Origin of the sequence: Geoanaerobacter pelophilus (genome assembly GCF_018476885.1) — a bacterium.
Lineage (GTDB): Bacteria > Desulfobacterota > Desulfuromonadia > Geobacterales > DSM-12255 > Geoanaerobacter > Geoanaerobacter pelophilus.
This window is the reverse complement of record NZ_JAHCVJ010000002.1, coordinates 537443-552903: the sequence shown is the minus strand read 5'-3', so window position 1 is coordinate 552903 and position 15461 is coordinate 537443. Positions and strand designations below refer to the sequence as shown.

The following is a 15461-nucleotide window of genomic DNA, read 5'->3' as shown; positions in this document are numbered from 1 at the left end:
CAGAAAAAAATCAAGGAGCTTTTTCGTCCCAGCCAAGAAAGACGGTCAGCCGGTCGATTTCCCCCATAAGCCGGTCAAAGCCGGCAAAGGTCAAAGATTGCGGGCCGTCAGAAAGTGCCTTCTCCGGTTCGGGGTGCACCTCAACCAGAACGCCGTGAGCCCCACCTACCAGGGCGGCCTTGGACATCGGTGGCACCAGGCTGCGCTTGCCGGTGGCGTGCGAAGGGTCAACCATGATCGGGAGATGGGAGAGTTCCTTTATCAGCGGCACAATGGCCAGATCAAGCGTATTGCGGGTAGCGGTTTCAAAGGTCCTGATTCCCCGCTCACAAAGGATGACGTTGTGATTGCCCTCGGCAAGGATGTATTCGGCTGCAGCAAGGAACTCTTCAACGGTGGCACTCATTCCCCTCTTGAGCAGAACCGGCTTGCGAATCTTGCCGAGTTCCCGCAGGAGGTCGAAGTTCTGCATGTTACGGGCGCCTACTTGAAGCAGATCGGCATGTTCAGCCACCAGCCCCACGGTGTCGGGGCTCATCACCTCGGTGACGATAGGGAGGCCCACTGCTTTGCCGGCTTTTTCCAGGAGCAGCAGCCCCTCTTCCCGCATCCCCTGGAAGGTATGGGGACCGGTCCGCGGTTTGAAGGCGCCGCCGCGCAGCAGCATGGCCCCGGCCTTTTTCACGGCGCGGGCAGTTTTCATGATCTGCTCCTCGCTCTCAACGGCACAAGGGCCGGCAGCGACTACTGGCGGCCGCCCCTCGCCGATCTCGACCGTGCCGACCTTGACAATGGTGTTGCGGGGGTGGAAGTCACGCGATACCAGTTTGTAAGGCTTGGAGACGTGGATTACCTCCTGCACGCCGGGAAGGTCGCGGATGGTAGAGTCATCGACGTATCCCTTGTTGCCAAGCACGCCGATGGCGGTGCGCTCGCTTCCGGGAATGGGAGCCGCGGTCAATCCCAAAGCCTTAACCGCCTCTTTCACCGCATTGATCTGCTTGTCCCCTGCCTTGTGGTGCATTACGATAAGCACGATTGTCACCTCCGGAGTATCGCATTATTGAAAAAAACGAAAAATTGCGGCCAGCGAAAAACTTCAAATGCAAAGTTTGTGAAAACCTGAGTAATTCATGAATAACCGGACTTTTTACGAAGCCTGCAAACAATAACAGGGGTAAAGGTGCCGGTCAACCCTTTACGCTTTTAATTTGCTCTGTACATGATACAATTACTCGATATTTTTCGGCAGGATGAATCGCATGGACTCTAATGAATTAAAACGGCTTCTCGAAGGGGTGGCAACGGGAGAAATCTCGGTGGAGCGATCCCTGGAGAGGCTCAAACATCTCCCTTTTGAAGACCTGGGTTTCGCCAATGTCGATCACCACCGGGAACTGCGGCAGGGTTATCCGGAAGTGATCTTCGGTCAGGGCAAGAGCATCGGTCAGATCGAGCGGATCATGGTCGCCCTGCTTGATCGGGGTAACAATGTGCTGGTCACCAGGCTTGCGGAAGAGCAGGCGCTGGCCTTGTGCGCCCGCTTCCCCAATGCCTGTCACCACCAGGATGCTCGGTGCATTACCGTTGAGCAGCGACCGATCGAGATTGTTGGCCGGGGCACGGTGCTGGTTATCTCCGCCGGTACTTCCGATATCCCGGTTGCGGCTGAAGCGGTGGTGACGGCAAGGATCATGGGCAACCAGGTCGAGCAGCTCTTTGATGTGGGGGTGGCAGGTATCCACCGTCTCCTGGCTCGCCGGGAGCTGCTGCAGACCGCTACGGTGCTGGTTGTGGTGGCAGGGATGGAGGGCGCGTTGCCGTCCGTGGTTGGGGGGCTGGTGGATCGCCCGGTCATTGCGGTACCGACTTCTGTCGGCTATGGCGCCTCTTTCGGCGGTATTGCCGCTCTCCTGGGGATGCTGAATTCCTGCGCCTCAGGGGTCACGGTCGTCAATATCGACAACGGGTTCGGCGCCGGTTATGCCGCATCCCTGATAAACAGGGCGTCATGAAAACCCTCTACCTTGATTGTGCAGCCGGGATCTCCGGAGACATGACCATCGGCGCGTTGTTGGATCTGGGATTGCCGCTGGAGGTCCTGCAGGACGGGCTTGATCGTCTCGGTCTCCCTCCCGGTTCCTTCCGGATCTCGCTAGAAAAAACCTCAAGGCTCGGTATTACCGCGACCCACTTCGTGGTAGATGCTCCGGACCAGCACCACCACCGCCACTATAGTGATATAAAAGGACTGATAGCTGCCAGCGGGTTGACCGATGCGGTAAAGGCGCTGTCCCAGAAGATCTTCCTGCGGCTGGCCCAGGCCGAGGCCGCTGTCCACGGTGTGCCGCTCGACAAGGTTCACTTTCACGAAGTCGGCGCCATTGATTCGATCGTCGATATTGTCGGTACTGTCATTGGCCTCGATTATCTGGGAGTGGCAACGGTCATCAGCTCTCCCCTGCCGTTTGGCTCAGGCTGGGTCGATACCGCCCATGGCCGGCTACCGGTACCGGCTCCGGCAACGGCAGAGCTGTTCAAGGGGCTGCAGGTTACGCCGGACAGCGTACCGGGTGAGTGGGTGACCCCGACCGGCGCGGCAATCGTTGCGGCATTGGCAACGGCTTGCGGCCCGGCGCCGGCAATGACCATGGCGGCCATCGGTTGCGGGGCCGGGACCAAAAAATGCGAGCAGCGGCCTAATCTGCTGAGGGCCTTCCTGGGAGAAACTGCCGGGGATCAGGAGCAGATTCTGGTGATGGAGACCCATCTTGACGATATGAATCCGGAAATCCTCGGATTTCTCATGGATCGTCTCTTCGAGGCCGGGGCGCTCGATGTGGCGCTCGCCCCGCTCCAGATGAAAAAAAACCGGCCAGGGACAAGGTTGACGGTAATCGCTGACCGGACAAGGCTTGACGAGCTTGCCCGGCTGGTGCTCACTGAATCCACTGCCATAGGGGTACGTTATTACCCGGTGGAACGGATAACTCTTGAGCGGAGCCTGGAATCATGCAGTACCTCGCTCGGACCGGTCCGGGTCAAACGGGTGCGGCTGCCTGACGGCAGATCGCGGGTATATCCTGAGTTTGAAGAGTGTCGCCGGCTTGCGATCGAGCGGGGAATGGCGCTGCTCGATGTCTACCGGCTCGTTGAAAACGAAGCAGCGGAACGTCCATGACTTTTCCGGCTTCGGATAAATTGGCCGTTGCCTCTGCCAACATCGGCGAGCTTATCCGCGAGCTGGCTGTTTTGCTGAAAGACAGGGGATTGACCATTTCGACAGCAGAATCGTGTACCGGCGGGCTTCTGGCAGAGTTGCTGACCGATATCTCCGGCAGCTCGGAATATTTTCTCGCCGGTGTCGTGGCATACTCCAATGCTGCCAAGTCTGCTTTTCTCGGGGTCCCCCCCGCTCTTATCGAAAGCTGCGGCGCTGTCAGCGCTGAAGTTGCAGCGGCAATGGCCCAAGGGATTCTGCGCTGTACCGGCAGCGATCTCGCCATAGCGGTAACCGGAATAGCCGGACCGAATGGCGGGACGCCGGAAAAACCGGTTGGCACCGTTTATCTTGGGTTTGCAGACTGCAGCGGTTGCCGCACCCGGCTGCTCAACCTTTTCGGTGACCGACATCAGATTCGCCTGCTCTCAGCCGCCAATGCAGTTGACTGGATCCTGGGCCACCTCTCTGCCGTTTCTCATGACAGGAAAAGGTAAGCGTATGAGCCCCAAGAGAATGGATCAGCTCTCTCAACTCCTTTGCACAGGGATCGGCCTCCTTTTTGGCCTGGTGCTGTCAATCGAGCTTGGCGCATGGGAACGTGCCGAAGTTATTTTCTGGCCAGCGGTTATTTTGATCACCAGTTTCCTGCTGGTTCAGCAGTTGATGCTCAAGAACGGGCGCGCCGAACTTGAAAGAAAAGAGGCCGACGCCCTGGAGCGGCTGGTTGATATGAAACGGGAAGTAGACAAGACTGCCCGTCGCTACAAGTGTCTTCTTGAAGGGGCCGGCAATGCCGTGTTCGTCTTTGATGCCAGAACCAACCAGCTCCAGGAGGTTAACCGGAAAGGCACCGAGCTGTTCGGCTACAGCAAGGAAGAGATGCTTGCCCTGACCGGCAAGGATCTCACCCCTACCTCTGAACGGCGGCGCTTCAGCGACTTGGTCCGCAGGGTCAAGCGCCGGGGGCGAGGCAGGGTCGAGTCCCTGACATTCCGGGGGAAGAATGATGAGGAGTTTCTTGGCGAGGTTGAAGCACGGCTGATCGACCTGGATGATGAAGAAGTGGTCCATGTAACGGTGCGCGATATCACTTTCAAGAGCCGGGCGGAAAAAGAGATCAAGCAACGCAACCGGGAGCTGTCGATCCTGAACAGCATCATCGCCAAAGCCAACCTGAGTCTGCAGATGGATAAGGTGCTCGATGTCATCCTGACCGAAACCATGGAGGCATTCGGGGCAGAGGCCGGCATGATTCATCTGCTGGATGGGGTTACCAACAAGATGCCGCTGGCAATCCAGCGGAATCTGGCCGATGAGATGGTTCAGCTCATTGAGCAATGCGTCTGCCCTACCCAGGAACGGCATTGCTGCCACTCGCTGCCAGCGGCTCATCAGCGGCCGTGCCAGGTGGTTCTGGCCGCCGGCGACCACGGCTGGCAATCTCTGGCAGGGGTTCCGCTTTTTGCCAACCAGAAAGCGGTGGGGATTCTGCATATTTTCTCGGAAACGGTCCGTTCCTGCAGCCAGGAAGACATCCGCTTTCTCAATACTGTCGGCAACCAGATCGGCATGGTCATCGAGCATGCCCGGGTCTTTGCCGAGCTCTCCTGGAAGACCGAGGAGCTGCTGCGCTCGTATACCCTGCTGGAAAAGAACAGCCATCAGCTGGCGCTCTCTCAGAAACGGCTGAAAATGAACCTTGCCCTGGTGGAGCGGGCCAATAAGGACCTGGAACGGCTCGACCGGATGAAGACCCATTTCCTGGGGATTGTTTCCCATGAATTCAAGACCCCGCTGACCAGTATCATCGGTGGCACCCAGTTCCTGATGGCAAGCAACGGTGTCTGGTCTCCCGAAGAGGAACGCCTGATAGCGATCATCCACGAAGGTGGCACCAGGCTCAATGACATTGTGACCAACCTCCTCAAGGTTGCCCGGCTTGAGTCCAAGAGCTTCTCCCTGAGCAAGGCGCCGATAAACCTTGAGGATATGCTCAAGGAGCTGAATGAACATTTTGTTCCGGTGCTGGGAGAGCGCGGCCAAAGGTTGACCATGGGGCATATCGAAGCCATTCCCTCCTTTTTCGCCGACCGGGAATATCTGGAAGAGGTTTTTTCCCAGCTATTGGAAAACGCGATCAAGTTTTCCTCTGACGGTGGAGATATTTTCATTTCCGCCCATATTGTTGACCGTTCACTGCTTGAGGCCAAAAGAGAAGTCCTGTCGCAGTTCAATGCCGCATTCCTTGAAAACGCCGGGACTGCAAGTTTCATCCTTGTTGAGATCAGGGACAGCGGTATCGGCATCAACAAAGACGATCATCTGCATATTTTCGACAAGTTCTATGGGGCCGGCGACATCCGCCATCACTCCAGCGGCAAGACCAAGTTCCAGGGCAAAGGTCCTGGATTGGGGCTTTCCATCGTCAAGGGGATGATAGAGGCCCATGGAGGGATGGTCTGGGTGGAAAGTCCTCACCAGGACCCCGACAAATCGCCGGGAAGCTCGTTTTTCGTGCTGCTGCCGACCGAGGAAGCCGAACTCCAGCCGGTACTCCCTTTCATGCATGGCAGTGACGACTCCGGCCAGACAGAGGAGACACATCCGCCACTATTAAACTGATCACAGTCCTCTTACACCAAAGAGGGGTTGAAAACTCGAAGGGTTATATGCTATCACCCACACTGCCGCCAGTGTTTGACGGTTTTTAAGACAACGACAACGGAGATTCGTTCATGAGCGATCGGGAAAAAGCTATTGAGCTTGCATTGACACAGATTGAGAAGCAGTTCGGCAAAGGGGCCATCATGCGGCTCGGCAACGATGAAGCACTGCCGGATGTTGCCGCCATATCCACCGGGGCGCTCTCCCTGGATATCGCCCTTGGGGTGGGAGGCGTTCCCCGCGGCCGAGTCGTGGAGGTCTTCGGGCCGGAATCTTCCGGGAAAACAACCCTAGCGCTGCATATCGTCGCCGAGGCCCAGAAACTCGGTGGTATCGCCGCTTTTGTCGACGCCGAACATGCCCTTGACATCGGTTATGCCCGCAAGCTCGGGGTTAAGACCGACGACCTGCTGGTATCGCAGCCGGACACCGGCGAACAGGCCCTGGAAATAGCAGAGATGCTGGTGCGCAGTGGAGCGATCGATGTCCTGGTAATAGACTCGGTTGCCGCCCTGGTGCCGAAGGCCGAAATCGAAGGCGAGATGGGTGATTCGCACATGGGGCTCCAGGCCCGGCTGATGTCCCAGGCGCTGCGCAAGCTGACCGGTATCATCAGCAAGTCCAACTGCTGCGTGATCTTCATCAACCAGATCCGCATGAAGATCGGTGTGATGTTCGGCAACCCGGAAACCACAACTGGCGGCAATGCCCTGAAGTTTTACGCCTCGGTCAGAATGGATATCCGCAAGATCGCCGCGCTCAAGAAAGGTGATGATATCATCGGTTCGCGCACCAGGGTCAAAGTGGTCAAGAACAAGGTGGCGCCACCGTTCAAAGAGGTGGAGTTCGACATTCTCTACGGTGAAGGGATCTCCAGGGAAGGTGATGTGCTTGACTTGGCGGTTGACCGGAATATCGTGGAAAAAAGCGGGGCATGGTACTCCTACGGCAAGGAACGGATCGGTCAGGGGCGTGAAAACGCCAGGGTTTTCCTGAAAGAGCACCCTGAGACCATGACCGAGATCGAAACCAAACTACGGGAAGAGGTCAGCCGCTAAGCGCTTTAAAGCCAGTTCACCTTACCACTGATCGACACTTGAGGGGGGCACCATGAACCTGAACGAGATCCTCACCCTTGCCGTTAAGGCACGAGGTTCCGATATCCATTTTAAGAGCGGGCAGCCCCCCATAGTCAGGATTGACGGCAAGTTGCACCCGATGCCCAATGTGCCGCGGCTCACCCCGGATATAATTAACGAGCTTGCCAACAGCATCATGAACGAACGGCAGAAGATGCAGTTCGCCCAGCATTATGAAACCGACCTTGCCCACGGCATTCCGGGGCTTGGCCGGTTCAGGGTAAGTGTCTACAACCAGCGGGGTTCAACGGCCATGGTGTTCCGCTCGATCCCGTTCGCCATTCCGACCCTGGATTCACTAAATCTGCCGCCGGTCCTGAAAAAAATTGCTGCCGAGGAACGCGGCATGATCTTGGTGACCGGCACCACTGGCAGCGGCAAGTCGTCCACTCTGGCGGCAATGATCGATTATATCAATGACACCCGTACCACCAATGTCATTACCATTGAAGACCCGGTGGAGTTCCTGCACCGCGACAAGAAAAGCATCATCAGCCAGCGCGAGGTCGGCTTTGATACCCTCAATTACGCCTCGGCGCTGAAAAGCGCCCTGCGCCAGGATCCGGACGTGATCCTGGTCGGCGAGATGCGAGATCTGGAGACGATTGAAACAGCGATGTCTGCGGCAGAAACCGGCCATCTGGTGATGTCAACGCTGCATACCCTCGATGCCGCTGAAACCGTGAACCGGATCATCTCGGTCTTTCCGCCGTACCATCAGCGCCAGGTGCGGACGCAGCTCTCATCCGTTATCAAGGGAGTCATCTCCCAGCGCTTGGTGCCGCGGGCAGACGGCAAGGGGCGGGTGCCGGCAGTAGAAGTGCTGCTCGGCACGGCGCGCATTCGGGAATGTATCGATGACGAGATGAAAACCAAACAGATTCCGGAGGCGATATCCCAGGGGGTTATCTCCTATGGCATGCAGACATTCGATCAATCTCTGATGAAACTGTACTCTAGCAAGCTGATCTCCTATGAAGAGGCGCTGCGGCAATCCTCAAACCCGGATGACTTCGCTCTCAAGGTCTCGGGAATTTCCTCAACCTCCAATGCCAGCTGGGACCAGTTTACCAAGGAGGAGAAACCGGACGAGAATGTCGGGGAAGACGGCAAGATCAAAATTGAGAAATTTTGATGACTGAAGAGGCGAAGGCCCGTGAATCGGCTCTGCGGATCCTGGCGCGCCGGGATCACAGCACGGCTGAGCTCAGGCGTAAATTAATCCGCAACGGCATCTCTCCGCAGATTGCAGACGCAACTCTCGCGGCTTTTCGGGAAAAAGGTTATATTGACGACCGCCGTTACGCAGAACACTGGGCAACGGCTGCCCTTGAAAACGGCAAATGCTACGGTCCCCGTCTGCGCGCGGAACTCCGGCAGAAAGGGATTGAGCCGGCCATTGCCGATGAAGTGATCAGCGGACTGACATCCGGGGCGAATGAGGCTGAGACCTTGCGGATGCTGTTACGGCGCAGGTTTCCTGATTTTGAGCCGTTAGTCGCGGATGTCCGTGAAAAACGCCGGATATTCGGCTTCCTGCAACGGCGAGGGTTTTCCGCAGGGGCGATCATGGCTTTTTTCAAGGACGTTAGCGACGAAGAATAAATTTCCACTTGTGTTTAGCAAATAATTCCAAGCAGAGGATCAATAAATGACCGGCAGAGAACTCAGGGCAAAATTTCTTACCTTTTTCATGGAGCGTGGCCACACCATAGTGCAGAGCTCAGGGCTCGTTCCGCACAACGATCCGACCCTGCTTTTTACCAATGCAGGGATGAACCAGTTCAAAGACTGCTTTCTCGGCATGGAGAAGCGTGATTACGTGAGAGCCGCCAGTTCGCAGAAATGCGTCCGGGCCGGCGGCAAGCACAACGACCTGGAGAACGTCGGCCGCACTGCTCGTCACCATACCTTTTTCGAGATGCTGGGCAATTTCTCCTTCGGCGATTACTTCAAAAAAGAAGCGATTGCCTATGCCTGGGAGTTCCTGACCAAAGAGTTGAAACTCGACAAGAGCCGGCTCTATGTGACGGTTTATACCGATGACGACGAGGCCGCCGAGATCTGGCATCAGCAGGAAGGGGTGCCGAGAGAGCGGATCTACCGGTTCGGCGAGAAGGACAACTTCTGGTCAATGGGTGATACCGGCCCTTGCGGCCCCTGTACCGAGATTTTCTGGGACAATGGCCCAGGAACTGGATGTGGTAGCCCGGATTGTGCGGTCGGCTGCGATTGCGACCGTTACATGGAGATCTGGAACAATGTCTTCATGCAGTTTGACCGGTCAGCAGACGGCACCCTGACACCGCTCCCCAAGCCATCAGTCGATACCGGCATGGGGCTTGAGCGGATTTCCGCCGTGATGCAGGGGGTAACGTCCAATTACGACACTGACCTGATCCAGGGGATCATCAAACATATTGAAAAACTGTCGGGCAAGAAATATCGGACCAATGACAAAGACGACGTCTCGATGCGGGTCATTGCCGACCACTCCCGCGCCGTAACCTTCCTCATCTGCGACGGCGTGCTTCCGTCGAACGAGGGGCGCGGCTACGTGCTCCGCCGGATCATGCGCCGGGCAGCCCGCCATGCCAAGATGCTCGGTTTTGCCGAACCGGTCCTGTACCGGGCGGTGGATGCAGTGAACAGCATCATGGGGGACGCCTTCCCGGAGCTGCTGGAGCGGGAAGAATACGTGAAAAAAGTGATCAAGGCCGAGGAGGAGCGTTTTGCCGAGACTCTGGACCGTGGTCTTGCCATCCTCAATGACGAGGTTGCCAGCCTGAAAAAGTCCGGGGTCCATGTGATCCCTGGGGAGATAATCTTTAAGCTTTATGACACGTTTGGCTTTCCGATCGACCTTACCGCCGACATCGTGGCTGCCGAAGGGTTCATCCTTGACGAGGCCGGTTTCGAGGCCTGCATGGAGCGACAGCGAGAGCAGGCCCGGGAGAACTGGAAAGGGTCCGGCGAGGAGGGGATTGCGGCCATCTTCAAGAACCTGCACAATTCCGGGGTGCGAACCAAATTTGTCGGCTACGGTGAAAAATGCTCCTACGGTACGGTCACGGCACTGATCCGTGACGGCAAAGAGGTGAGTGAGGCCGGAGTTGGTGAGGAGATCGAAATTGTCACTGATTCGTCCCCGTTTTACGGGGAATCAGGGGGGCAGGCCGGCGATACCGGCACCATTTCTACTGGTTCGGCTCATTTGACGGTCAAGTACGCTACCAGGCCGTTTGCCGATCTCATCGTTCACCATGCGGTGGTCACTGAAGGGACTATCCGCAAAGGAGACGCCGCCGACCTGAAGATATCGTCGAAAGAGCGCTCGGCAACCGCCAGAAACCATACCGCAACCCATCTCCTGCAGTCTGCCCTGCGTCAGGTGCTCGGGGACCATGTCAAGCAGGCTGGTTCTCTGGTGAACCCGGAGCGGCTGCGCTTCGACTTTACCCACTTTGCGGCCATGACCGATGAAGAGCTCTCCCGGGTCGAGGAGCTGGTCAACGGTTACATCATGGAGAACTCGGATGTCAACGCTACCGAGATGAGCGTCAGCGATGCCATGGAGAGCGGCGCCACCGCTTTTTTCGGTGAAAAATACGGCGAACGGGTCCGGGTGGTGCGGGTCGGTGAGGTCAGCATGGAGCTGTGCGGTGGTACTCATGTTCATGCTGCCGGTGAGATTGGCCTGTGCAAGATTATCTCCGAGGCTGGGATTGCCGCCGGAGTGCGCCGGATCGAAGCACTGACCGGTACCGGCGCGCTGCGCCACGTGCAGGAGCTGGAAGAAGGCAAGCGCCGCATTGCTTCGCTGCTCAAGGCCGAGGGCTCTGACCCCGTTGACAAGCTTGAGAAGCTTATTGCCCGCCAGCGAGAGATGCAGCGCGAGATAGAGGCGTTGCAGGGGAAACTGAACTCTGCCCATTCTTCGGATCTGCTCGCGGAAGCCAAGGAGGTCAATGGCGTGAAGCTGCTGGCAGTAGAACTCCCCGGCGCCAACCCGAAAGGGCTGCGAGAGCTGTCTGACACGCTTAAGGACCGTATCGGCTCCGGCATCATCGTGCTTGGCGCTGTTGCCGACAATAAGGCCAATCTGCTGGTTGCCGTTACCAAAGATCTGACTGCCCGGTTCAAGGCCGGCGACCTTGTCAGAGAACTGGCGCCGATCATCGGCGGCAGCGGTGGCGGCAAACCCGACCTGGCACAGGCAGGCGGCAGCAAGCCGGAGAACCTCAAGGCTGCTCTTGATAAAGCTGCCGAACTCATTGCCTGATAACCGGAGCGACAACTCTCGTTGAAAACGAAGATTTTACCGGTTTTGAACTATTTTACCTCAAAGGATCCTTATGGACCTCTCCCAAACGCAAAGCAGTGTCCCGGTCAAAGGAGATGGCACTAAAACGATCCTGATTGTCGATGACGAGGCAATCATTCGCGATCTCTGCAGCAGGGCGCTCAAGGGGTATCATGTCCTTGAAGCGAGCGACGGCACCGATGCCCTCTCGCTTTTCGAGCAGGGGGGGATTGATGTCATTCTGACAGATGTCATGATGCCGAAGATGTCCGGTCTTGATCTCCTGAAGCGGGTGAAGGAGATCGATCCGACTTCCGTTGTGATCATCATGACCGGTTTCGCGGAAAAGGAGGTCATCCTGAACGCCCTGAAGGATGACGCCGATGACTTTATCGCCAAGCCGCTCAACCTGCTGCAGCTGAAAACCGCTGTTGACAAGGCTTTGGTCAAGAAAGAACTGAAAGAAGAGCTGGCGAGCCTGAAGAATCTCGACCGGCTCAAGACTAATTTCCTGTCGCTCATCTCGCATAAATTCCGGACCCCGATCACCGCAATCTCCCTGTTCCTCCAGAACCTTTCCACCGGTCTTTTTGACCAGGAAGACGACATCTACCGGCAAAATGTAAAAATGGTGTACAACGAGGCCTGTTATCTGGAGCGGATGGTGGCTGAGCTGCTTACCTTCAGCCGGGTGATGGCCAACGGCGAATCGCTTCGCCTGGAACGGTGCGACATGGCAACCGTCATCATGCAGGCGATAGCCGAGTCCAGGGAGGTGCTGAGCAAGACCAGCCTCCAATCGGTTCTCGACATTGAGCCGCTGCCGCCGGTATCTGCCGATCGGGAGAAGCTGGGCTTTGCCATACGCCAGATCATCGAAAACGCCTACAAATTCTCAGGGGAAACCGGCACAGTCACCATCTCGCTGAAAGCGTCCGGCGATCGGGCAGTATTACAGGTGCGCGACTCCGGTGCCGGAATTTCCCGGGAAGAGCTGCCAAAGATATTCGAAAAATTTTACCAGGTAGACCCAGCCAACACCGGCCAGGTAAGGGGCTTTGGTTTGGGGCTTTATTATGCCCGGGAATTCGTTCGCCTCCACGGCGGAACAATCAGCATTGAAAGCGAAGCCGGCAAGGGGACCTGCGCCTCCATCACCATACCGCTAAACGATGGAATGCCAGCCGGTTAATTGTAGTTCACGTGACTCGAGTAATAGTTAAGAATTTTCGAGGATGTCATGAAAAAAAATGTGGGGACCTTAGACCGGATTATCCGGTTTACTCTCGGTTTGCTCTTTATGTATGTCGGGTTTTTCGATAATCCGATAGTTACCGGCGGAACGTTCAAGTTTTTAATCGGAGTATTCGGGACAATTGTTTTTCTTTCGGCACTCTTCAGGGTCTGTCCAATGTATTGGATTGTAGATTTAGATACTACAGGCAAAGGCTAGCTTTTTGCATTTTCAATTTCGCAGTACAATGCCACTGTATTCCTCCCTAAGCTTTTTGCACTGTAGAGAGCAATATCTGCCGAATCAATAAGCGCATCAGGGGTTTTCACCGCAATTAGTGAAAGCGACGAGACGCCGGCACTGATGGTGAAATTGATCTGCTGCCCTTTGAAATTAACAGATAGGGCTTCAATTGCTTTACGTATTCTTTCTGCCGTTTGGTTCGCTTCGCTGATTGCCACTCCAGGAAGGATTATCGCAAACTCCTCACCGCCAAACCTGGCAACTACGTCATAAATGCGAACATGAGATTTCAAAAGGGTGCCGAGGGCAATCAGTACTTCATCTCCCCCGAGATGTCCGTATTTATCATTGATACTTTTGAAGTGATCCATATCCAGCATTATGCATGACAGCTCTTCGCATGTACGGACTGACTTTGTTACCGCCATTTCAAGGGCATGCATCATATAGCGCCTATTGTAGACATCTGTCAAAGGGTCTATCGAGATGAGTTCCTTTATCTTCATGCGCATAATTTCAAGGTTTTTGGCGAGCTTTCCGACTTCATCATTGGAGGGACTAAAGTCCAGTGGTTCTCCATAGCTGAATGTTATAATGTCTTCACTCGCTTTGCTCAGTTTCACAATCGGTTTTGCGAGTCGATGAGCTATGAGCAGCACAATCCAGATTGAAATCCATCCAAGCAGCAGCAAAGCGGTGATAACCCTGTCTTTCAGTGTTATCACATCAGCAAGCATAACCTTCTTGGGAACGAGATAGGTAAGGCGGACTGAAACAGTTGAGCCTACATAAGAAAAAACATCGAACCGGTTGTTTAGCTTGTCAGCTTTGGCACGTGCTTCCGAACCAAATTCAGCAGGCTGGATGTCGGGAAAATCTTCTTTATTCCCTGGATAAACGGTAACGATGTGCTGACTGTCAAAAAAGACCATTAGAAGTGAATCTGGGATTGCCTGCTTTTTTAAAAAAGTTTCTAGGCTGCGGCTATTGACCCTCACCAATATAACAAAATTGGTCTTGGCCCCATTGTCATCCGTAATTGGCAGGGCTACGAAAAGCTCTTTGCCGACATTGAAGCTTGTTAATTTGTGATTACTGAGTATGGAGTGAAAAGAATCCGGGAAACCAATGCCGACCATTCCATAGGAAATAGCCAGATCTTGGCCATGCACATCGTACAGCGCTACTCCGCTAAGGACCGGGTGCTTTCTGAAATGATCGAAAATGTGGGCCATTCTCTGCGGATCGGGCCGGGTCAGTCTGCCATCTTTCACCAGAGGCTGCAAAGCATGCGTGACGACTTCAAGCTCCCGAACGAGATAGGCATCTACCATTTCTGCGGCATTCCTCGCAGAAGAATCGAAGTATCTTTTACGGTCTTTGAGGATTGTTTCGGAAAAAGTGAGATAGGTTATTATTCCGAGGGCAGTGAGCATACCGATTACCACTACGCCAAAGCTGGATACGAGTTTAATGCGGATATTCACGATGCCTCGCAGGTATGCGTTAATTGCTTCATTGTAGCAGAAAACTCCCTGGCGTCCACGGCGATATGTTTATCGATCTTCCCGTTGAAAATTTCAAATACGGCGCATTTCTCTGCGTAAAACCTGCTATCGGGGCTCATAAAGGTTGATAATTCACCTCGTTCTGCTATAGTAACCTCTTCTCATTATCCGGCATTTCTGCCTGCTTACGGAGATTCTATGCAGCATCTGATCGACAAGGCCAACACCCTGATGGAGGCCCTTCCCTATATCCGTCGTTTCTCAGGCAAAACGATCGTCATCAAGTATGGCGGCCATGCCATGGCTGACGAGCAGCTCAAGGAGTCGTTTGCCCTTGATGTCATCCTGCTCAAGTCGCTCGGCATCAACACGGTTATCGTGCATGGCGGCGGTCCGCAGATCAACGAAACCCTCAAACGGTACGGCATTGTTTCCGAATTCGTTCGCGGCATGCGTGTTACCGACAGCGAGACCATGAAGGTCGTGGAGATGGTGCTGGTGGGCCAGGTCAACCGGGAGGTTGTCGGCTATCTCAACCAGCATGGCGGTCGCGCCGTGGGGCTTTCCGGCAAGGACGGCACCCTGCTCCTTTGTGAAAAGATGCTCCAGGAGATCAAGGGCGACGACGGCAGCGTCGAAATGGTTGATATCGGTTATGTGGGCAACGTGGTGAAGGTCAATCAGGAGCTGATCCAGACCCTTGAGCATGGCAAATTCATCCCGGTGATCGCGCCGGTAGGGGTCGGTGCCGACGGCGCAAGCTACAACATCAACGCCGACCTGGTCGCCGGAAGGATCGCCGGGGCGCTGAAGGCAGAAAAGCTGATGTTGCTGACCGATGTCGAAGGAGTCAAGGACAAGGGTGGAACCCTGATACCAAGCATTCCGCTGGCCGATGTGCCGCGCCTGATCGATGACGCCACCATCTCCGGAGGGATGATCCCAAAGGTTGAATGCTGCGTCGATGCCCTGAAAGAAGGGGCGAGAAAAGCCCATATCATAGACGGCCGGGTCCGGCATGCCGTGCTGCTGGAGATTTTTACCGATGTCGGTGTGGGAACGGAGATAGCATAGATGAAACGCGCTAGTTGCACCATCTTGGCGCTGTCCTCGAATCTCCGCTTGTGCGGCGTAGCCTGCTACACCT

13 protein-coding genes are annotated in these 15461 nt (G+C 55.4%); 11 read left to right on the top strand and 2 right to left on the bottom strand.

The genetic code is table 11. The annotated features are described in order from the left end of the window. Window positions 1-10 precede the first annotated feature (10 nt). A complete protein-coding gene (gene aroF, locus KI809_RS07980; RefSeq protein WP_214171003.1) occupies window positions 11-1036 on the bottom strand; it encodes a 3-deoxy-7-phosphoheptulonate synthase in 1026 nt (341 codons plus the stop codon). 226 nt (window positions 1037-1262) lie between these two features. Between aroF and larB the strand changes: the two genes are divergently transcribed. The 10 genes from larB (at window position 1263) to KI809_RS07930 (ending at window position 12782) form a co-directional block, all read left to right on the top strand. Beyond that, on the top strand, window positions 1263-2015 hold the full coding sequence (larB, locus tag KI809_RS07975) for a nickel pincer cofactor biosynthesis protein LarB (RefSeq protein ID WP_214171002.1): 753 nt from the start codon (window positions 1263-1265) through the stop codon (window positions 2013-2015). Further along, entirely contained in the window at window positions 2012-3181 is a 1170-nt protein-coding gene (larC, locus tag KI809_RS07970; RefSeq protein WP_214171001.1) for a nickel pincer cofactor biosynthesis protein LarC, read from the top strand. The genes larB and larC overlap by 4 nt, the downstream gene beginning before the upstream one ends. Beyond that, a complete protein-coding gene (locus KI809_RS07965) occupies window positions 3178-3717 on the top strand; it encodes a CinA family protein (RefSeq protein ID WP_214171000.1) in 540 nt (179 codons plus the stop codon). Before larC ends, KI809_RS07965 begins: the two co-directional genes overlap by 4 nt. A gap of 4 nt (window positions 3718-3721) precedes the next feature. Next, window positions 3722-5845: a sensor histidine kinase gene (locus KI809_RS07960; protein ID WP_214170999.1), complete on the top strand. Its 2124-nt coding sequence runs from the start codon at window positions 3722-3724 to the stop codon at window positions 5843-5845. A gap of 113 nt (window positions 5846-5958) precedes the next feature. Then, complete coding sequence (recA, locus tag KI809_RS07955) at window positions 5959-6945, top strand: recombinase RecA (RefSeq protein ID WP_214170998.1); 987 nt, start codon at window positions 5959-5961, stop codon at window positions 6943-6945. 52 nt (window positions 6946-6997) lie between these two features. Continuing rightward, complete coding sequence (locus KI809_RS07950) at window positions 6998-8161, top strand: type IV pilus twitching motility protein PilT (protein ID WP_214170997.1); 1164 nt, start codon at window positions 6998-7000, stop codon at window positions 8159-8161. Then, window positions 8161-8631: a regulatory protein RecX gene (locus tag KI809_RS07945; RefSeq protein ID WP_214170996.1), complete on the top strand. Its 471-nt coding sequence runs from the start codon at window positions 8161-8163 to the stop codon at window positions 8629-8631. Before KI809_RS07950 ends, KI809_RS07945 begins: the two co-directional genes overlap by 1 nt. Before the next feature lie 46 nt (window positions 8632-8677). Beyond that, a complete protein-coding gene (gene alaS, locus KI809_RS07940; RefSeq protein WP_214170995.1) occupies window positions 8678-11308 on the top strand; it encodes an alanine--tRNA ligase in 2631 nt (876 codons plus the stop codon). 73 nt (window positions 11309-11381) lie between these two features. Then, window positions 11382-12521 carry a hybrid sensor histidine kinase/response regulator gene (locus KI809_RS07935; protein WP_214170994.1) on the top strand — a complete coding sequence of 380 codons (1140 nt, stop codon included), beginning with the start codon at window positions 11382-11384 and terminating at the stop codon, window positions 12519-12521. Window positions 12522-12569: 48 nt separating this feature from the next. Then, window positions 12570-12782: a YgaP family membrane protein gene (locus KI809_RS07930; RefSeq protein ID WP_214170993.1), complete on the top strand. Its 213-nt coding sequence runs from the start codon at window positions 12570-12572 to the stop codon at window positions 12780-12782. On the opposite strand, the gene KI809_RS20855 is transcribed toward KI809_RS07930, so the two are convergent. Continuing rightward, window positions 12779-14293 carry a diguanylate cyclase gene (locus KI809_RS20855; RefSeq protein ID WP_214170992.1) on the bottom strand — a complete coding sequence of 505 codons (1515 nt, stop codon included), beginning with the start codon at window positions 14291-14293 and terminating at the stop codon, window positions 12779-12781. The two genes, KI809_RS07930 and KI809_RS20855, sit on opposite strands and share 4 nt — an antisense overlap. A gap of 219 nt (window positions 14294-14512) precedes the next feature. Here KI809_RS20855 and argB point away from each other — a divergent pair, with 219 nt between their 5' ends. Next, window positions 14513-15388, top strand: a complete 876-nt coding sequence (gene argB / locus KI809_RS07920) for an acetylglutamate kinase (protein WP_214170991.1) — start codon at window positions 14513-14515, stop codon at window positions 15386-15388. Window positions 15389-15461 lie beyond the last annotated feature (73 nt).